This window comes from Streptomyces javensis (assembly GCF_039525925.1).
GTDB lineage: Bacteria > Actinomycetota > Actinomycetes > Streptomycetales > Streptomycetaceae > Streptomyces > Streptomyces asiaticus.
Genome location: NZ_BAAAIF010000116.1, coordinates 1 through 18,069, shown reverse-complemented (window position 1 = coordinate 18,069; position 18,069 = coordinate 1). Strand labels below are relative to the sequence as shown.

At 70.6% G+C, this 18,069-nt stretch carries 18 protein-coding genes and 2 pseudogenes; 11 read left to right on the top strand and 9 right to left on the bottom strand.

Annotation, left to right across the window (positions count from 1 at the left end):
* From ABD329_RS45445 to ABD329_RS45425, 4 genes and pseudogenes are all read left to right on the top strand, one after another.
* Positions 1–154 (top strand): undecaprenyl-diphosphate phosphatase (locus tag ABD329_RS45445; protein ID WP_344318018.1); only part of this gene is annotated, 154 nt, incomplete at its 5' end.
* 358 nt (positions 155–512) lie between these two features.
* A pseudogene (locus tag ABD329_RS45435) lies at positions 513–701 on the top strand (transposase); the annotation flags it as partial.
* A 167-nt stretch (positions 702–868) separates the two neighbouring features.
* Positions 869–1,699, top strand: coding sequence for a COG4705 family protein (locus tag ABD329_RS45430; protein WP_198277157.1), 831 nt, complete (start codon positions 869–871; stop codon positions 1,697–1,699).
* Between the two features lie 149 nt (positions 1,700–1,848).
* The gene (locus tag ABD329_RS45425; RefSeq protein WP_198277156.1) at positions 1,849–2,739 is read left to right on the top strand and encodes a COG4705 family protein; all 891 of its coding nucleotides are present in this window, start codon (positions 1,849–1,851) and stop codon (positions 2,737–2,739) included.
* Here the strand turns inward: ABD329_RS45425 and ABD329_RS45420 are convergent.
* The 5 genes from ABD329_RS45420 to ABD329_RS45400 form a co-directional block, all read right to left on the bottom strand.
* Positions 2,720–4,111 (bottom strand): sensor histidine kinase, encoded by a 1,392-nt coding sequence (locus ABD329_RS45420; RefSeq protein ID WP_198277155.1) that lies wholly within the window; start codon positions 4,109–4,111, stop codon positions 2,720–2,722. The genes ABD329_RS45425 and ABD329_RS45420 overlap by 20 nt on opposite strands.
* The gene (locus ABD329_RS45415) at positions 4,108–4,770 is read right to left on the bottom strand and encodes a response regulator transcription factor (RefSeq protein WP_198277154.1); all 663 of its coding nucleotides are present in this window, start codon (positions 4,768–4,770) and stop codon (positions 4,108–4,110) included. The genes ABD329_RS45420 and ABD329_RS45415 overlap by 4 nt, the downstream gene beginning before the upstream one ends.
* Complete coding sequence (locus ABD329_RS45410; protein WP_198277153.1) at positions 4,739–5,461, bottom strand: phosphatase PAP2 family protein; 723 nt, start codon at positions 5,459–5,461, stop codon at positions 4,739–4,741. Before ABD329_RS45410 ends, ABD329_RS45415 begins: the two co-directional genes overlap by 32 nt.
* 28 nt (positions 5,462–5,489) lie before the next feature.
* A complete protein-coding gene (locus tag ABD329_RS45405) occupies positions 5,490–6,158 on the bottom strand; it encodes a DedA family protein (RefSeq protein ID WP_198277162.1) in 669 nt (222 codons plus the stop codon).
* Between the two features lie 185 nt (positions 6,159–6,343).
* Positions 6,344–7,642, bottom strand: a complete 1,299-nt coding sequence (locus ABD329_RS45400) for an AbrB family transcriptional regulator (RefSeq protein WP_198277152.1) — start codon at positions 7,640–7,642, stop codon at positions 6,344–6,346.
* Between the two features lie 237 nt (positions 7,643–7,879).
* Between ABD329_RS45400 and ABD329_RS45395 the strand changes: the two genes are divergently transcribed.
* Together ABD329_RS45395 and ABD329_RS45390 are read left to right on the top strand one after the other, a co-directional pair.
* Positions 7,880–8,557: a response regulator transcription factor gene (locus ABD329_RS45395; protein ID WP_198277151.1), complete on the top strand. Its 678-nt coding sequence runs from the start codon at positions 7,880–7,882 to the stop codon at positions 8,555–8,557.
* The gene (locus ABD329_RS45390) at positions 8,558–10,009 is read left to right on the top strand and encodes an ATP-binding protein (protein WP_344318015.1); all 1,452 of its coding nucleotides are present in this window, start codon (positions 8,558–8,560) and stop codon (positions 10,007–10,009) included.
* Positions 10,010–10,388: 379 nt separating this feature from the next.
* Here the strand turns inward: ABD329_RS45390 and ABD329_RS45385 are convergent, their stop codons facing one another.
* Both ABD329_RS45385 and ABD329_RS45380 read right to left on the bottom strand, forming a co-directional pair.
* Entirely contained in the window at positions 10,389–11,174 is a 786-nt protein-coding gene (locus ABD329_RS45385) for an ABC transporter permease (RefSeq protein ID WP_198280377.1), read from the bottom strand.
* 84 nt (positions 11,175–11,258) lie between these two features.
* Positions 11,259–11,381 carry a class F sortase gene (locus ABD329_RS45380; RefSeq protein ID WP_281404701.1) on the bottom strand — a complete coding sequence of 41 codons (123 nt, stop codon included), beginning with the start codon at positions 11,379–11,381 and terminating at the stop codon, positions 11,259–11,261.
* Positions 11,382–11,699: 318 nt separating this feature from the next.
* On the opposite strand from ABD329_RS45380, the gene ABD329_RS45375 reads away from it, so the two are divergent.
* Positions 11,700–12,956 carry an MDR family MFS transporter gene (locus tag ABD329_RS45375; RefSeq protein ID WP_309142878.1) on the top strand — a complete coding sequence of 419 codons (1,257 nt, stop codon included), beginning with the start codon at positions 11,700–11,702 and terminating at the stop codon, positions 12,954–12,956.
* 48 nt (positions 12,957–13,004) lie between these two features.
* Here the strand turns inward: ABD329_RS45375 and nicT are convergent, their stop codons facing one another.
* Both nicT and ABD329_RS45365 read right to left on the bottom strand, forming a co-directional pair.
* Positions 13,005–14,150, bottom strand: a complete 1,146-nt coding sequence (gene nicT / locus ABD329_RS45370) for a Nickel transporter NicT (RefSeq protein WP_198280379.1) — start codon at positions 14,148–14,150, stop codon at positions 13,005–13,007.
* A gap of 283 nt (positions 14,151–14,433) precedes the next feature.
* On the bottom strand, positions 14,434–15,075 hold the full coding sequence (locus ABD329_RS45365; protein WP_198280380.1) for a superoxide dismutase: 642 nt from the start codon (positions 15,073–15,075) through the stop codon (positions 14,434–14,436).
* 229 nt (positions 15,076–15,304) lie between these two features.
* Between ABD329_RS45365 and ABD329_RS45360 the strand changes: the two genes are divergently transcribed.
* From ABD329_RS45360 to ABD329_RS45345, 4 genes and pseudogenes are all read left to right on the top strand, one after another.
* Positions 15,305–15,757, top strand: a complete 453-nt coding sequence (locus ABD329_RS45360) for a Fur family transcriptional regulator (RefSeq protein ID WP_309142877.1) — start codon at positions 15,305–15,307, stop codon at positions 15,755–15,757.
* Positions 15,758–15,963: 206 nt separating this feature from the next.
* On the top strand, positions 15,964–17,031 hold the full coding sequence (tsaD, locus tag ABD329_RS45355) for a tRNA (adenosine(37)-N6)-threonylcarbamoyltransferase complex transferase subunit TsaD (protein WP_198280382.1): 1,068 nt from the start codon (positions 15,964–15,966) through the stop codon (positions 17,029–17,031).
* Positions 17,031–17,597: a GNAT family N-acetyltransferase gene (locus tag ABD329_RS45350; RefSeq protein WP_344318017.1), complete on the top strand. Its 567-nt coding sequence runs from the start codon at positions 17,031–17,033 to the stop codon at positions 17,595–17,597. Before tsaD ends, ABD329_RS45350 begins: the two co-directional genes overlap by 1 nt.
* A gap of 17 nt (positions 17,598–17,614) precedes the next feature.
* Positions 17,615–17,971: pseudogene (locus ABD329_RS45345) on the top strand (alanine--tRNA ligase-related protein); the annotation flags it as partial.
* Positions 17,972–18,069 lie beyond the last annotated feature (98 nt).

Below are 18,069 nucleotides of genomic sequence, written 5' to 3'. Positions count from 1 at the left end.
GGGCACCGCCGTCTCGTTCGTGGTCGCCTACGCCTCGATCGCCTGGCTGCTCAAGTTCGTCGCCAAGCACTCCTTCAACGCCTTCGTCATCTACCGCGTCGCCATCGGCCTGCTGCTGCTCGGCCTGCTGGGCACCGGAGCGCTCACGGCATGATCGCTTCGAGTACGGTCATCCGCCCGCCACGCCGGATCCCGTGGCCTGCGCTGGTCGCCCTCGCCTATGCGGCGGCCCAACTCGCCCTCGTGGTACCGCATCTGGGGCCGGGCTGGGATGAAACGGTGTACCTCTCCCAGGTCGACCCGCACCGCCCGGCGGCGTACTTCAGCGCCCGGCGCTCAACCGGCCGGAGCCCCAAGCCGCCCCGCCGCCAATGTGGCGCGTCGCCGGCGGCGCAAAGACGCACCCGTGTCCCTAAGCCGAACCCTTGGCGGTAACGCCGCAGGTCGGCTTCGGAGCCAGGCGCTGGCGTCCCGCAAGCCCTGTCCGGAGAAACGTCCCACGGACGCCACCGCGGACCCTGAAGAAGCGCGCCGCTGACGTCCTGGCCCACTTCGACCGGCCCGGCACATCCAACGGACCCACCGAAGCGATCAACGACCGGCTCGAGCACCTGCGCGGATCAGCGCTCGGGTTCCGCAGCCTCACCAACTACATCGCCAGAAGCCTGCTCGAGACCGGAGGCTTCAGGCCGCAACTACACACACGCCCCGGCCCGCCTGTGCGACCCCTACCGGCGTGGGCGGGACAGCCGCCCAGCACGGCAGCCGAGTACCGTGAACGATGGTGAGCCGCTCTCCCCTTGCATGGGCAGGGCGCCGTCGCGGTAATCAGGATGCGTTCAGGTGTCCGGTGGCAGGTTCGGGGTTCATGACCTACGAGACATCTGAGCCTCTCCCGACCCCTGCCGACGACAGGCCCACCGCTCGGTCGAGTCACCGACGGCGCTGGAACAAGGTCCCCGAAGTCATCCTCTACTTCTGGGTCATCAAGGTGCTGTGCACGACGGTGGGTGAGACCGCGGCCGACCTGCTGAACGAGAAGGCCGGGCTCGGCCTGACGGGTGTGTCCGCCCTGATGAGCGCGCTGCTGGCCACAGCGCTGGTCGTGCAGTTCCGCACCAGCGCCTACCGCGCGGGCGTGTACTGGCCGGTCGTGGCCCTGATCAGCGTCGTCGGCACGCTGATCAGCGACAACCTGACCGACAACATGGGCGTACCGCTGGAGACGAGCACGACGGTGTTCGCGATCATCCTGGCGGTGGTGTTCGCCGTCTGGTACCGGCGGGAGCGGACACTGTCCATCCACACCATCGACTCCACGAGCCGCGAGTCCTTCTACTGGCTGGCGGTGCTGTTCACCTTCGCCCTGGGCACCGCGGCCGGTGACCTGGTCTCCGAGCGGATGAACCTGGGGTACTGGCTGTCCGCGTTGCTGTTCGCCCTGGCCATCGCCGCCGTCGCCGTCGCTCACTTCGCCCTCGGTCTGGACGCGGTGTGGAGCTTCTGGATCGCCTACATCCTCACCCGCCCGCTAGGCGCCTCCGTCGGCGACTACCTCTCCCAGCCGACCGGCGACGGCGGCCTCGGTCTGGGCACGGTCGTGACCAGTGTGCTGTTCCTGGCGGTGATTCTCGGCCTGGTCGTGTTCCTTTCGGTGACGCGCAAGGACGTCACCGAACCGGAGCGAGTCGCCCGGTAGACGGTCGGAGCGCCGGCAGGTGTTCAGGATGCGTTCAGGCCGCGGCTGACAGGGTCGTACACCACCGCCGTCCGCGGTCGGTCCGGCTCGCGGAACGCCCGACCCGTTCGGCATGAGCGCCGTATCCCCGATCAGACGGGAGCATGTACATGGGGAAGCCGGAAGTCCTCACCGACCTCGACGTCGCGAGTACGAGCACGTCGGTGATGAAGAAACTGCCCGAGGTCACCCTGGCCTTCTGGATCATGAAGATCGCCGCGACAACGCTGGGTGAGACGGCCGGAGACCTCTTCGCCCAGACCATGAAGCTCGGCTACTTCCTCACCACGATCGCGCTGTTCCTGCTCTTCGTGGTGACCCTCGTCGTCCAGCTCAGGTCCAGCCGCTACAACCCCTTCTTCTACTGGACCGTGATCCTGTCGACCAGCATGGCCGGCACTACCATGTCCGACTTCATGAACCGTGACGCCAGCGCCAAGTACCTCTCGGGCGGCGCCACCTCGCTCGGCTGGGGTCCGCAGGGCCTGGGCATCGGCTATCCGGCCGGCGCGGCGATCCTGATCTCAATCCTGCTGGTGATCTTCCTGGCGTGGAAGGCGAGCGGGATGACGTTCCAGATCCGCGACATCGTCACCTTCCGCGGTGAGGCCCTGTTCTGGTCGGCCATCCTCGTCTCCAACACGCTCGGCACATCGATGGGAGACTTCCTGTCCGACAGCTCCGGTCTGGGCTACGCGGGTGGCGCGCTCCTGGTCATCGGGGTCCTGGCCGTCCTCGTCGCGATGATGAAGGTCTCCGTGGTCCCGAATGTGCTGCTGTTCTGGATCGCCTTCGTCCTCACCCGGCCGCTCGGCGCCACCGCGGGCGACTTCCTCACCAAGCCGGTCGCCAAGGGCGGCCTCGACCTGGGCACGGCGGGCTCGTCGGCTGTCCTGCTGGCCGTCCTGATCGGCCTGATGGCCTACGCCCACGTGCGAGAGCGCCGGGTCCCGGGCCCGCGGAGCGAGGAGCGGGAGCCGGTCACCCAGCGGGCAGGGTGACGGTGAATCGCGCCCCGGGCGCGTGCCCGGCGTCGTAGGTCACCTCGCCGCCCGCGGAGCGGGCCAGACGGCGCGCGAGCGGCAGTCCGAGGCCCGCTCCGTGGTGACCGTCGCCGGGGTCGGCGCGCCGCCCCGGTTGGAAGAGTTCGCCGACGAACGCCTCCGGTACGCCCGGTCCGTCGTCGGTGATGTCGATGACCACGGCGCCGGGTGTGTGCCGCACGGACACGGTGACGGTGGAACGGGCGTGACGGACGGCGTTGGCGAGCAACGGGCTGACGACGCGTTCGAGGAAAGCGGGTGCCACTCCCGCCTCGTGGTGCCCGCCCTCGGCCGCCACCACGGCTTTCACCCGGACCGGTGTGTCCAGGCGCTGGGCCATGCGGCGCAGGACGGGTACGACACCGGCCGTGCCGGGGGCTGTTGAGGTGTCGGCCGCGGTGTCGCGGGCGTCGCGCAGAAGCGTGTCGCAGATGGTCCGCATGGACTGGGCGGCCTCGTCGATCACCTCGTGAGTGGCCCGGGTCTCCGCGGCCGAGCGGGGCCTGGACCGCCACCAGTCGAGTTCGGCGATGATCCGGGTGAGTGGGGTCCGCAGCTCGTGGGACAGCTCCCCCGTCAGTTGCCGCTCATGACGCAGCACGGCACGTATGCGGTCCAGCAGCGCGTCCAGCGAGGTGCCCAGACGGGCCAGTTCGACCGGGCCTCCCCCGGTGCTGAAGCGTGTCTCGGAGGCCACGGCACTCCACTGGGTGGCCTGGTCGGTCATCGTCCGCACCGGGCGCAGGGCTCGGCCGACCGCGAGACGTGTCAGCACATAGGCGCAGACAAGCATGAACGCGTCCAGGATCAGCGATCCCACCAGCAGGGTGTCGGCCGAGCTCTGGTACGGGCTGAGGTCGAGGGCCGTGACGACGGTGGCCGTGGCATCGCCACCGGACACGGGCCGGGCGCACAGGCGGACGGACCGTTGGCCCTCGGCGTGGACGGTCGCGCAGTCGGGCGCACCCCGCGCGGCGAGCCGGCCGGCGGTCCGGGTGGGAGGGCTGCCCGCCGCGGTGGCGGGCGGCTTTTCCAGCAGGCGCTTCCCCGCGTAGATCCACACGTTCGTGTCCAGCAGCTGATCGTTGGCGGTCTCCAGGACGCGCACCCGGGGGCCGCTGGTGTCGACGGTCGTGGCGACGGCGGTCGCCCGGGCCCGCAGTTCGTCGTCCGCCTGGTGCCGCAGGTGTCGTTCCACCACGGTGTTGAACACCACGGTCAGCGCCGTGATCAGCAGCGCGGCGGTGGTCAGCGCGACGAGCGAGAGCCGTCCGCGCAGGGTACGGGGCGCCAGAGCGCGAAGCACCGGTCGGTGCCGGACCGATCTCATGACAGGCGGTGCCCGATCCCGCGCGCGGTGGCGATGGTCAGGCCGCTGCCCGTCTCGCGCAATTTGCGGCGCAGCCTGGTCAGATACTGATCCAGGGTGTTGTCACTGACCTGTCCGCCTTCGGGCCAGCCCGCCCTGACCAGATCACGGCGGCGCACCAGGTCCCCGTCCGCGGCGACGAGCGTGGCCAGCAGCCGGAACTCCGTCGGGGACAGGGCGACCCGGGTGCCGTGCACGGTCGCGCTGTGCCGGACCGCGTCCAGGACCAGAGCCCCGGCCGAGGCGGCCGGCGGGGGCGCGGCCCGCTTGAGCGCCGCCCGCAGCCGGGCGGCGAGCTCGGCGAGGTGGAACGGCTTCGGCAGGTAGTCGTCACCCCCGGCCGAGAAGCCTGACAGCCGGTCGGTGAGGTGGTGCCGTGCGGTCAGGAAGACGACCGGGGCGTGGAACCCGCCCGCGCGCATGGCCTGGCATACGTCCCGTCCGTCCGCGTCGGGCAGGCCGATGTCCAGGACGACCGCGGCGATCTCGGCGCCGACCAGGCGTAGGGCGGTGGCGCCGTCGGTGGCCGGGACGGGGTCGAAGTCCTCTTCGTACAGACCGCGACGGAGCACATCACGCAGGGCGTGATCATCCTCGACGATCAGGATTTTGCGGCGCATGGTCCTCCGGCGCTCTCTCGGCGGTGGGGGCGGTATCGGTGGGGGTCAGGGAGAGGGCCGGCAGCCACCGGCCCGCGGCGTACAGGCACACCCCCAGCCAGCCGACGGCGAACAACCAGCCGCCGAGAACGTCCGTGAACCAGTGCACCCCGAGATAGACACGGGTCAGCCCGACCAGCAGACCCCAGCAGCCGACGACGACCCTGAACGACGTCGCTCCGCGCGGAGCGCGCAGGGTCAGCGCGACCATCAGCAGTCCGGCGGCCAGGGCTCCCGTGGTGGCGTGTCCCGAGGGGAACGCCCAACCGCTCGCGTGCGCCGCCCAGTCGCCCCGCGGGGGACGGGCGCGGTGGACAAGTTCCATCACGCCGTACCGCAGTGCCTGCCCCACACCGAGACAAGCGAGGCAGAACGCGGCGGCGAGCAGCCGCTGCCGCACGGCGCGGGCCGCCAGGAAGCCGGCCAGTGTGGCGAGTACGTACGGAATGACGCCGGTCCCGGTGTCGGTCACTGCGCGGGCGAGGGTCCGCATCACATCCGGGCGGTGGCCGATGGACCATCCGAGGAGGCCGTCGTCCAGCCACAGCGGAGCACCGGCACCGCCCACGACGACCATGGTCAGCACGCCCAGCGCCGTCCACGCGCCCAGAGCCACGCTTCCGGCCAGTCCGGGGGCATCTCCGCGGTTCACGAAACCACCGCTCCGTCGAAGGACGGGATCATCCACCAGCCTCCTCCGTCTTGGCCCGCCTGCGACTCCGGTACAGCTCCGCACCGAACGGAATCAGCGACACCGCCACGATCAGCGCGACCAAGAGCAGCAGATAGCGGTCCACATTCGGGATCGAGGAGCCCAGGGCGTACCCCGCGAGCGTCAGCCCCACGCTCCACACCAGCCCGCCGATCACCTGCCAGACGGTGAAGACCCGGACCGGCACGTTCAGCGCCCCGGCCAGGGGGTTCAGCACGGTCCTGACCACCGGCACGAATCTCGCCAGCACGATCGCCTTCGCATACCCGTATCGCCCCAGCAGATCCTCCGCCCGCCGCGCCCCCTCGTGCAGCCGGGCGGAACGGCCCCGGGCGAGCAGTGCGCCACCTGCCCTGCGGCCGATCAGATAGCCGCACTGTGAGCCGGCCAGCGCGCCCACCGCCGCGGCGACCAGCAGCGGCCCCAGCGACAACCCCACGCCGTGCCCGCCGTTGCCCGTGCAGAGCAGGCCCGCAGTGAACAGCAGGGAGTCACCCGGCAGGAAGAAGCCAATCAGCAGCCCCGTCTCGGCGAACATCACCACGCCGACACCCAGCACGCCGAAAGCGCCCAGCAGCGACCGCGCGTCGAGCACATTGACGGCGAGCTGCGACGACATCCATACGGGTGTGGTCATCATCGGCATGGGCCCCTTCGCTACGGACGACCGGACACACCACCTCGCGTCCTACTACAGGCGTGTAGGTGGTCTACGTTACTGTAGACGCTCGCAGGGTGGGGATCGTTTCCAGCGCACTGCCGAGCCGCGCCAACGACCGGCGGGCGGGCACCGTGGTGACGGCAGTGGCGCTTCTCCGGGTGCTACTGCCGGCCCGCCGATGTCGCCTGTCCACGTGAGGATGTCAGCCGGCGATGGGGCGGTCGGGGCGGAAGCGCCTGGCCTCGCACCGCGGTGGTGACCGATACGCCGACGGGCCATGACCACCGCGACGCCAGCAGGCGGGTGATCATCGGCGTAACCAGGATGACCACCAGGAGCCGCAGGCTCTGCACGGTCGAAACCAGCGCGACGTCCGCGTGGGAGGAGACCGCGGCGGCGAGGACCGCATTGATCCCCCCGGGGGTCGTGGCGAGGTAGGCATCGGTGAAGGCGGTGCCCGTCACCCCGGCGAAAACCCACGCCAGCCCGGCGCAGCCAAGGCAGATGACCGCCATGCAAGCCAGGATCGGGAGCAGGAGGCGCCGCACGCTGACGAGCGTCCGGCGCGTGAACCGTACGCCCACATCGAGCCCGACAAGGACGAAGACGGCGTTCTGGCCCACCCCGACGGGCGCGAAGCCGGGCACGACGCCGCTGAGCGTCGCGACCAGGGCGACCAGCATCGGCCCGATCAGCAGCGGCGTGGGCACCCGCAGCCGCCGACCGGCCCAGGAACCGACGACGGCGATAATGGCGAGGGTGAACAGGCCGGTGAACTGGTCCGACCCGGCGACCACGTGGAGGAGGCCGGATCCGGCGCCGCCGCCCGCGCCCGGGTGACCGCCTGCCGCCGAGGACGCGGAGGTCACCCAGTGGGCCACCAGGGGCGCGGTGGTGGCGACGAGACCGACGCGCAGGTACTGGGTGAACGCGACGAGCCGCACATCGGCGTTCAGCTCGTCGGCGCAGGTGACGATGGCGGCCGAACCGCCGGGCACCATGCCGAGGACGGCGCTGGGCCGGTCGATGCGGCCGCCGCGGGCCAGGAACCAGGCGACCGCGACGCTCAGCGCGATGGTGGTCGCGGTGACCACGGTCAGCGGCAGCGCGACGGGCGCCGCGGAGACGAGCGCGGACGGGGTGAGGTAACTGCCCATGAGGGCGCCGACCAGTGCCTGCGAGGCCCGGTGGGCCGGTGCCGGGAGCCGGTCGCGGACCACTCCGCACAGCGCCAGGGCGGCGCCGGCCAGCAGTGAGGACAGCAGGTAGGGGGCGGGAACGCCGAAGGCGTCCGCCGCGAGGCCCGCGGCGTACCCCCCGGCGATGATCAGAGCCCAGAGTCCGGTGGGCGCTGGGCGGGAGACGCGGGGCTCGGAGATGCGCGGGGCGGGCTTCGGCGCGGTACCGGCGGTGGAGGACGGAGGTTCGTCCGTACGCCGCGGCGCGGAAGTCGGTGCCACGATGGGCGCCTTTCGTCGGATGGTGCAGGTGCGTTGGACTTGACGCCTGTGTGCGGCAGGCACTTTCCACTGTGGCGGATACGGCCTGTGCAGGCCCTGAGAGCGCTGAGTGAGCGCTGAGGAGACCCTGAGAGCCCGCTGAGAGACGCGCGGCCGACCTGCGGTCCGGCCTCTAGACTCGCAATCGAGGATCAGTCTTCCGGCCGACCCGTCGGTTCGGTCATGAGGTGATGTCACGTGCACGTGCTGGTTGTCGAGGACGAGCAGAACATCGCCGCCGCTGTGGAGCGCGGACTGCGCTCCGAAGGGTTCGGCGTCGACATCGCCGGGGACGGCACGAAGGCCCTCAGCCTGATCAGGCACAACGACTACGCCGTGATCGTGCTCGACCTGATGCTGCCGGGCCGCAACGGCTACGACGTGTGCCGGACCCTGCGCGCGGTGGGCATCACCACCCCCGTGCTGATTCTCACGGCCAAGGACGGGGAGTACGACGAGGCGGACGCTCTCGACCTCGGCGCGGACGACTATCTGACGAAGCCGTTCTCGTTCGTGGTGCTGCTGGCCCGGATCCGCGCGCTGCTGCGCCGCAGCGCCCCGCAGCGGTCGCCGGTACTCCGTGCGGGTGATCTCTGGCTGGATGCGGCCGCCCACCGGTGCGGTCGCGGCGACGAGCCTCTGGATCTGACGCCGCGCGAGTTCGGGCTGCTGGAGTTCATGCTGCGCCGCCCTGACACGGTGGTGAGCAAGACGGATCTGCTCGCGGAAGTCTGGGACGCCTGGTTCGAGGGCGACCCCAACATCGTCGAGGTCTACGTCGGCTACCTCCGGCGCAAGATCGACATCCCCTTCGGCCGGTCCGCCATCGAGACCGTACGCGGCATCGGCTACCGGCTGGACGCGAAGGGCGGCTGAATGTCCCGGCGCCTTCCCATCGGGCGTCCGGGGTTCGGCCGGGTGCGGCGGCTGCCCCAGAGGATGAGCCTGCGGACCCGGGTCACCCTGTGGGCCACGATGGTCGTCGCCCTCGCGATGGTCGCGGCCGGCCTCGGACTGCTGCTCGGTCTCCAGCACTCCATGTGGCAGGACCGGGACAGCACCGGCCGCCAGCGGCTGTCCGACGTCACCTCCCTCGTCCGGCACGACCGGCTGGGTTCCCTCATTCCCTCCAACGGCGGGGACGCCGATGTCGTCGAGGTGCTCGACACTCACGGGAAGGTGCGGGCCAGCTCCGACTACGACACGCGCCCGGGCAGTCCCAGCGGCTTCCCCAGCCCCCTCCCCCCGCAGGTGCTCGCCGGACATCCCACCACCCTGGGTGACCTCAGCATCGGCGACGGGGGCGACTTCCGCGTACTGGCCCGCCCGATCCGCGTCGACGGCCGGCCCTCCACCATCGTCGTGGGCGTCTCCTTGGCCCAGGCCGAGCACACCCTGTCCAGCCTGAGCACCGGCCTGGTGATCGGAGTGCCCGCGCTGACCGCGCTGGTGGCGTGGACGATCTCGCTCACCGCCGGCCGCACCCTGCGCCCGGTGGAGAGCCTGCGCCGCCAGGCCGCCGACATCACCGCGACCGATCTGCACCGCCGCCTCGACCTGCCCGCCTGCCAGGACGAAATCCACGCCCTCGGCGTCACCCTCAACGACATGCTCGCCCGCCTCGACGACGCCTCCGTCGCCCAGCGCCGTTTCGTCGCCGACGCCGCGCACGAACTGCGCAGCCCGCTGACGGCCCTGCGGGCCCAGCTCGAGGTCATGTCCAGCTACCCCGACCCCGACCGGGACCCGCGGATGGCCGCCACCCTGCTGGAGGACACGGTACGGCTGCACGACCTGGTCGAGGGACTGCTGGCCCTGGCCCGCAGCGAGGACCCCGCCCGGTCGCGGTCCCAGGTCGCGCGCGTCATCGACCTGGACGAGGTGGTGCTGGCCGAGGTCCGCAGGCAGCGCTCCCTGGCCGGGGCGGACATCGACGCCCGACGGGTCTCGGGCGGGCGGGTGCGGGGCGACGCCGAGGCACTGCGCTGCGTCATACGCAACCTGCTGGACAACGCCCGCCGCCACGCCGGCCAGCGGGTACGGGTGGCCCTCAGCGAACGCGGAGGCACCGTCGAACTCACCGTCAGCGACGACGGATCGGGCATCCCGGCCGCGGACCGGCTGCGGGTCTTCGAGCGCTTCACCCGGCTCGACGAGGCGCGGTCCCGCGAAGCCGGCGGTTCGGGCCTCGGCCTCGCCATCGTCGGCAAGGTCATCACCGCGCACGGCGGCACCGCCCACGCCGACCAGGACCCCGCGCCGGACGACGGCGGCATCGGCGGGGCGCGCCTGGTGGTCCGCCTGCCGGCCGCGCCTCCGCCCGGCTGATCAGCCGGGCCCGTGGCGTCAGGATGTCCAACTCGCGCACACTCCCCCGGTGAAGGGTCATGGACCGAATAGACGGCGAGCCACCGGCGGATGCGGGACGAGAGCCATCACACGACGGGGTACGGCGCCGCCGGCCGTAGTGAGAACTGCCCCCTGCCGGGCCGCAGGGCTTTTTGACCGGTGGGCCATGAGGGCCGCGCGGTTTTTCGCCTTCGCGGCCAGGCTTCCGGTCGCCCATCACGAGGGCGGCGGCGTCGGCCCAGCGGTCAAGGGCATGGGCCAGGGGCTCGCGGAAACCGCGGAGCGCGGGGTGCGGCATGGCGGCCGGCTCCGACGCGGCGAGGAAGCGGTGGTGGCGTCCGGCGGCCCGGTGCGGACGTCAGGCGGCCTGCGCCACAGGACGGAACAGGCGGCGTCGAGCGATGAGTTCGACGGTCACAGCGACGGCAATGGCCTGCACCGCCATCAGGGCGATCAGGACGAACAACTGAACCGCCCCGGCCATCATGGGGCTCGCCCCGCCCAGGAGCATGCCCACGAACGCCCCGGGAAGCGTCACCAGCCCGACTGTGCGCGTCTGGTCCAGCCCCGGAAGCAACGCGTCGGACGCGACCGGCCGTGCGATCTCCATTCGCGCATCCCGGTCCAGGAAACCCAGAGCCATCGCCGCCTCGACCTCACCGCGGCGAAGTTCCAGCTCATCGAGGGCGCGCCGGCCCGCGAGCACCGTCACCGTCAGCGCGCCGCCGATGAGGATGCCACTGATGGGGATGAGCACAAGGCCCTTCACGGGAACGAGTCCCGTCAGCAGCAGCGCTGCCACCGTGGGGACAACGCCGGCGGCGATCGGTGCGGCGGTCAGCCACCAGGTGTGGTTGCTCGTCAGCCGTCGGCCCGCCGTGCGCACGGCGACGCCGAACATCACGACCAGGAACGCTGCCAGACCCGCCAAGTTGGTGACGGCCCAGGTGATGACCAGGGACACAGTGGCAAGCTGCGCCGCCGCACGCACGCCCGCGATCACGATCTCCCGTGGACGGTCGGCGGAGGAATCGGGGGACAGCCGAAACCAGTAGACGACCCCGGCAGCCGCAACCAGCAGCACTCCCAGTAGCACACCGAGGGTGAGGTTGACCGGCAGCAGGGATCTCGCGCTCAGCGTCACGTACCCCACCGTAAACGCCCTGAGCATCGGCAAGGGCATAGCTGCTGGGTGGTGGCCCCGGACACGGGGCCACCCCATGTGCGCCTACGCGACGCTCGTCATGGTGGCGAACACCACGACATTGCTGGGGTAGTAGTGCCGTTTCGCGTCGAAGTCACCGCCGCAGGTGACCAGGCGCAACCCCGCGTGTTCGACGTTGTTGTACACCTCCAGGGTGGGGAAGAGCTCTTCTTCGGGTATTCGGCGACCCGGTCCACCGTGAACGTGGCCGTCTCCCTTTCTTGTCCTGCCCCAGCGTCTCCAGTTCGCCCGGCACACCGAGGGAGGGTATGGCGACCCGCTGCGGCGTCGACCTGGCCAGGGCTGAGACGGCCTGGCCGCCGCCCGAGCCCGTCTCACCGGTGTTCTGACCGCCATGCCCGGGGACACGGCGTCGGCCGAGCCGGATCCACTGCCGGTCAGCACGACAGCTAATCACCGCATCGGGGCACGGGCCCCATTGCATACTGTGTGCAGGTGCTCAAGATCTACGCTCCTGCCCACTCCGGGACACCGCGGTCCTCACGCGAGCGCACCTGGAGGCGCCTGTCTCCGCTCCTTCGGCTGCTGGTCCTGACCCAACTGGTCTTCAACGTCGGCTTCTTCGCGGTCCTGCCGTTCCTCGCCGGGCACCTCGGCACCGCGCTCGGCATGGCGGGCTGGATGGTCGGGTTCGTCCTGGGCCTGAGGACCTTCAGCCAGCAGGGCCTGTTCATGGTCGGCGGCTGGCTGGTCGACCGCCACGGTGTGCGCCCGCTCGTGCTGACCGGCTGTGCCGCGCGGATCGCGGGCTTCGTCTGGCTCGGCTACGCGGAGCGGACCTGGGCGGTGATCGGCGCGGTGCTGCTGATCGGCTTCGCCGCCGCCCTGTTCTCGCCCGCGGTGGAATCCGAAGTGGCCCGGCAGGCCGTGCTCTGGGAGGAGGAGGGCCACGGCCCGCGCACCCGAGTGCTGGCGCTGTTCAGCGCCGCCGGCCAGGCGGGTACGTTTGTCGGTCCCCTCCTCGGCGGCCTGCTCCTCGCCGTGGACTTCCGGGCCGCGTGCCTCGCCGGAGCCGGGGTCTTCGTGCTCGTCCTCGCCGGGCACGCGTGGCTGATGCCGCAGCACATACCCGGCCGGGCTCGGATACGGGAGCCGGGCGGACTCCGCGTGATGGTGCGCAACCGCCGTTTCCTCGCCCTGTGCTGCGCGTACGGCAGCTACCTGCTCGCCTACAACCAGCTCTACCTGATCCTGCCGGACGAGGTGGAACGGGTGGCAGGCTCCCAGGTGCCGCTGTCATGGCTGTTCGCCCTGTCCTCGCTGCTGGTCGTGTTCACTCAGCTGCCGGTCACCCGCTGGGCGGGCAACCGGCTCGACCTGCGCCGCTCGATGACCGTCGGACTGCTGCTCATCGCGGCCGGTTTCGCGGTCGTGGCCGCCGCCCGCCCGGCCGCCTGGACGGGCGCCGCCGGGTTGCCGCCCACTGCGGGCTTCGTCATCCTGCTCACCCTTGGCCAGATGCTGGTCGTCCCGGCCGCCCGCGCCTGGGTGCCCGACCTCGCCGAGGACGGACGGCTCGGCCTCTACACCGGCGCGCTGTCCTCCGTATCCGGCCTGATCGTCCTCATCGGCAGCTCGGCCACCGGCTCCCTGCTCGATCTGCGCCTCCCGGCCGCCGTGCCCTGGCTGATCCTCGCCGCCGTCCCGGTCCTCGCCGTGGCACTGCTGCCCCGCCGTCCGGAGCCGGCCGGAGGGGCGTAGCGCTTTGCTTTGTGTTTGCGCTGTATGCGGGATACGCGCATCCGCATTTCAGTCCGGCTGTTTCTCAGCGGGGCGCAGCCCGGCCGTCCACTTCTCCTCGATATGGCCGAACTTCCACACGGCCAGCGCGATGGCCCAGGTGGCAAAGAACAGGCCGACGATGATGAAGCCGACGATGTTGAGGTCCAGGCCGCTGATCCAGTCCCAGAAGGCGCCGTGCAGATGGAGCTTCTCGGCGAGGAGGCCCAGCAGTTCGACGGTGCCGATGATGAGGGCGACGGCGACCGACAGGCCAGTGATGGTGAGGTTGTAGTAGACCTTGCGCACGGGCTTGGAGAAGGCCCAGCCGTAGGCGAAGTTCATGAACGAGCCGTCGATGGTGTCCAGCAGCGACATTCCGGCGGCGAAGAGCACCGGCAGGCACAGGATCGCGTACCAGGGAAGCCCGGAAGCGGCGCCGGACCCGGCGAGCACCAGCAGGGCCACCTCGGTGGCGGTGTCGAAACCCAGGCCGAAGAGCAGACCGAGGGGGTACATCTGCCACGGCTTGGTGATGGATTTCATCAGCCGTCCGAGCAACCGGTTCATCAGCCCGCGGCTGTTCAACTGCTCCTCCAGGGCGGCCTCGTCGAAGTGGCCGGAGCGCATCCGCCGGAAGACCTTCCAGATCCCGGCCAGGACCAGCAGATTGATGATCGCGATGATGTAGAGGAACGTGCCGGAGACCGCGGTGCCGATCAGGCCGGTGACATCGTGGAGCTCGGAGTTGTCGTTTCGGACCGGCCCGGCGAGGGCCTTGACGCCGAGGGAGAGCAGGAACGCCAGGCCGAAGACGATGGACGAGTGGCCCAGCGAGAACCAGAAGCCGACCGACAGGGGCCGCTGCCCCTCGCTCATGAGCTTACGGGTGGTGTTGTCGATCGCGGCGATGTGGTCCGCGTCGAACGCGTGCCGCATGCCCAGGGTGTACGCGGTGACGCCGATGCCGACGCCGAAGGTCTTGGTACCCAGGCTGTAGTGCTCGGGAGCGACGATCGCCACCAGCGTGAACCAACCGATGATGTGCAGGGCGGCGATGAACCCGGCCATGCCCGCCGCGCGGCCCCACTCGGCCCGGCTCATCGAGCCGGAGATGCGCCGCCAGCGGGATTTCGTGTGACCAGCCGAGGTTCCGGCTGAGGGGGCAGAGGTCATGGGTGGTCTTCCTTGGTTCACGCAGGGACGTGGCTCAATTCAGACGCACAACGGTTTCACTTGCAACAAACTCGCAGTAAAGCCCGGAGGTCCTGGTGCGCGACGGGTCGCGGACGAACGGGGCCGGCCAACGCGGTGGGGTTGGCCCCCAGGAGCGCCGTCAGTGTTCGGTGGTAGCGGAAGGGCTCCCGCGGACAGGTTGTCCGCGGGAGCCCTTCGCTGTCCGCCTGCCGGTGAAAGGTGAGAAGACGATCACAAGCAGGACTTCTGTGGGGCTACGCTGTCACGGCGCCAGCAGCAGGCTGTTGCCGCGCTCCTTGGCGGCGGCGTAGCGCTTGGCCACGTCCTGCCAGTTGACCACCTTCCACATGGCCTCGATGAAGTCCACCTTCTGGTTCTTGTACTGCAGGTAGAAGGCGTGCTCCCAGGCGTCGAAGGCCAGGATCGGGGTCGAGCCCTGGCCGATGTTGCCCTGGTGGTCGTAGACCTGCTCCACGACCAGCCGGCCACTGACCGGCTCGTACGCCAGCACACCCCAGCCGGACCCCTGCGTCGTGGCCGATGCCTTGGACATCTGCGCCTTGAAGCCCGCGAACGACCCGAACGATTCGGCGATGGCGTCCGCGAGCTCGCCCACGCCGTCCTTCTCCAGCGGCTCGCCGCCGCCGTCACCGGTCATGTTGTGCCAGTAGATGCTGTGCAGGATGTGCCCGGAGAGGTGGAAAGCCAGGTTCTTCTCCAGGCCGTTGATCGACCCCCACGAGTTCTTGTCCCGCGCCTCCGCGAGCTGCTCCAGCGTGTCGTTCGCGCCCTTGACGTACGCGGCGTGGTGCTTGTCGTGGTGCAGCTCGATGATCTCGGGGCTGATGACCGGGGCGAGCGACGCGTAGTCGTACGGAAGCTCCGGGAGCGTGTAAATCGCCATGTGCAACATCCTCCGGGCGTTATTGCGAATGGTATGCAGCAGCACACTAATGGTAAGAGCGGTAGGTTGCCGATCATGCATTGGGCCTAGGACCTCTGCCGTGTCGCAGTGGACGCGGTTGTCCCGCTCCCTTTCCGGCCGCGACGAACCCCCGGAACGACAGCAGGCGGCGGGCGGCGACCTCCGCGCCCCCGCGGGTCCCGGACCGGCCGAGAGAGAGGCGAATGGTGTGAGCAGGCACTCGGCGTTGACGTACGACAACGCAAAGAAGGCACCGGAACCCCGTGAGCTGCTGCGGCGCCACGGGCTGCGCTGCACTCCGGGCCGACTGCGCGTACTGGCCCTGCTGGCCGCCTCGGAGCGTCATCTCTCCAGTTCGGAAGCGTGTGAGCAACTGACCCGGTCCGGGAAGGCGGTCCACCACACGACCGTCTACCGAACGCTGGAGGCCCTCACAGCGGTTGGCCTGACGCACGCGGTCCACGGCCCCGGCGCGACGCGCTACGGCATCACCGGAGAGCCGCATCACCACACGGTGTGTCAGCAGTGCGGCCATATCGCGGCCCTGGCGAGCAGGCACTTGACCGAGGCGGTGGGAAGGATCGAGGAGCTGACCGGGCTGCGGCCCGACTCCTCGGGTTCGCTACTGGTCTTCGGCCGATGCTCTGGTTGCAGCGGATGAACTGCCGGATCGGGGCGAGGCGCGCACACCCTGGGTAACCGGCGGCCACGCGTCCCACGACCGCGGACGGTCCGGGTCTCACGGGCGGCTGTCAGGCGGTCGGGCGCAGGACGATCAGCGCACCGTGCGGCCGCTGGGGTACGCATCACCAGCCCTCTTATTGCACACTATGCGCAATAACGTATCCTGTGCAGGAAGGGGTCGGCGTGAGTGCTCCGATCGTGCTCGGCATCGAGTCGTCGTGCGACGAGACCGGCGCGGGACTCGTCCGGGGCGGGCGGCTGCTGGGCCATGCGCTGGCGTCGAGCATGGACGAACACGCCCGCTACGGCGGTGTCATCCCCGAGATCGCCGCCCGTGCGCATGTGCACGCGCTGCGGCCGGTCGTACAGCGGGCCCTCGACGCGGCAGGTCTGCGGCTGTCCGATATCGGCGCGGTCGCCGTCACCACCGGTCCGGGGCTGTCCGGCGCGCTCCAGGTGGGCCTGGCCGGGGCGAAGGCCCTCGCCTACGCACTCGGCGTCCCGCTGTACGGCGTACACCACCTCGCCGGCCATGTCGCCGCCGACACCCTGGGACACGGCCCGCTGCCCGACCCCTGCATGGTGCTGATCGTCTCCGGCGGCCACACCTCGCTCCTCCTCGTACGCGATCTGGTCCGCGATCCGATCGTCCACCTCGGGGACACCCTGGACGACGCCGCGGGGGAATGCTTCGACAAGGTGGCGCGGGTCTTCGGGCTGCCGTATCCGGGCGGTCCGGCCATCGACCGGGCAGCGCGCGTGGGGGATCCGCGCGCTGTCCCCTTCCCGCGCCCGCTGGCCGGATCGCCGGACCACCGGTACGACTTCTCCTTCTCCGGTCTGAAGACGGCCGCCGCCCGCTGGGCGGAGGGGCACGCGGGCCGCGAGCTGCCGGTGCCCGACGGCGCGGCCTCGCTCCAGGAGGCGGTGGCGGACGTACTGACCCGCAAGGCGGTCGAGGCGTGCGCCGAGCACGGCGTGGACACACTCGTGGTGGTCGGCGGGGTCGCCGCCAACTCGCGCGTACGGTCCCTCGCCGAGGAACGCTGCCGGACCGTCGGCATCACCCTGCGCGTGCCGCCGCTGCGGCTGTGCACGGACAACGGCGCGATGATCGCCGCCGTCGGCGACCTCCTCGTACGCGCCGGAGCCGAGCCCGCCCCGCTCGACATGTCGATCGACCCTTCGGCGCCACTGGAGTACGCGGCCCTGCACCCCGTCGCGACCACCACCAGGACGGTGGCGGCATGATGGACATCCGTGTCTTCAAGGGCACCGGCCTCCTCGACCACGCCGCCGCCCTGCGCTCCGTCTACGTCGACGCCTTCTGCGCCCCGCCCTGGAACGAGGACGAGGAGAAGGCGGCGGAGTTCGTGGAACGGCTCCCGGTGAACGCGGGCCGCCCCGGCTTCACCGCGGCCCTCGCCTTCGCGGGCCCGGATGTCGTCGGCCTGGCCACCGCCTGGACCACTCTCGTCCCCTTCCCCACCGACCGCTGCTATCCCCAGGCCGCCGTCAGCCTCGGCCCCGACCGCACCGTGGAGTGGCTGTGCGGGGCCCGCGAGATAAACGAGCTGGCCGTCCGCGCCCATGCCCAGGGCACCGGCCTCGCCGCCGAGCTGCTGGAGGCGATCACCGCGGACGCTCCCGACGGCCGCTCCTGGCTGCTCACCTCCGTCCAGTCGGGACGGGCCATGTCCTTCTACCGCCGCCAGGGCTGGACCCAGGCCACCCATCCCGCCCCCGAAGGCAAGGGCATCGTCGTCTTCCTCGGCCCCGGCCACCCCGCCCGGCATCTGGCCGTCCCACCCCTGTAAGCATCCGGAGCCCCACCTTGCGCACCGCCGAGGTCCGCCGCCGCTTCCTCGACTTCTTCGCCGAGCGCGGTCACACCGTCGTGCCCAGCGCCCCGCTGCCGACGCCCGACCCGACGCTGCTGTTCGTCAACGCGGGCATGGTCCCCTTCAAGCCGTACCTGACCGGCGAGGCACAGGCGCCCTGGCCGCGCGCGACGAGCGTCCAGAAATGCGTGCGCACCCTGGACATCGAGGAGGTCGGCCGCACCACCCGGCACGGCTCCTTCTTCCAGATGAACGGCAACTTCTCCTTCGGCGACTACTTCAAGGAAGAGGCGATCGCCTTCGCCTGGGAGCTGTCCACCGCCCCGGTCACCGACGGCGGCTACGGCCTGATGTGTTGTCCGGGGAGGTTGGTGACGGGCGACGCGCCGTGAGGGGTGCTTGAACGGGGCGAGGGCCTCTGGTTTCGGTGTGGATTGCGAGTCTGCAC

What these genes read in the sequence shown, in the direction of transcription:
- ABD329_RS45430 (WP_198277157.1), top strand. Translation starts at nt 869, where the DNA reads ATGACCTACGAGACATCTGAGCCTCTCCCGACCCCTGCCGACGACAGG.
- ABD329_RS45425 (WP_198277156.1), top strand. Translation starts at nt 1,849, where the DNA reads ATGGGGAAGCCGGAAGTCCTCACCGACCTCGACGTCGCGAGTACGAGC.
- ABD329_RS45420 (WP_198277155.1), bottom strand. Translation starts at nt 4,111, where the DNA reads ATGAGATCGGTCCGGCACCGACCGGTGCTTCGCGCTCTGGCGCCCCGT.
- ABD329_RS45415 (WP_198277154.1), bottom strand. Translation starts at nt 4,770, where the DNA reads ATGCGCCGCAAAATCCTGATCGTCGAGGATGATCACGCCCTGCGTGAT.
- ABD329_RS45405 (WP_198277162.1), bottom strand. Translation starts at nt 6,158, where the DNA reads ATGACCACACCCGTATGGATGTCGTCGCAGCTCGCCGTCAATGTGCTC.
- ABD329_RS45390 (WP_344318015.1), top strand. Translation starts at nt 8,558, where the DNA reads ATGTCCCGGCGCCTTCCCATCGGGCGTCCGGGGTTCGGCCGGGTGCGG.
- nicT (WP_198280379.1), bottom strand. Translation starts at nt 14,150, where the DNA reads ATGACCTCTGCCCCCTCAGCCGGAACCTCGGCTGGTCACACGAAATCC.
- ABD329_RS45365 (WP_198280380.1), bottom strand. Translation starts at nt 15,075, where the DNA reads ATGGCGATTTACACGCTCCCGGAGCTTCCGTACGACTACGCGTCGCTC.
- ABD329_RS45350 (WP_344318017.1), top strand. Translation starts at nt 17,031, where the DNA reads ATGGACATCCGTGTCTTCAAGGGCACCGGCCTCCTCGACCACGCCGCC.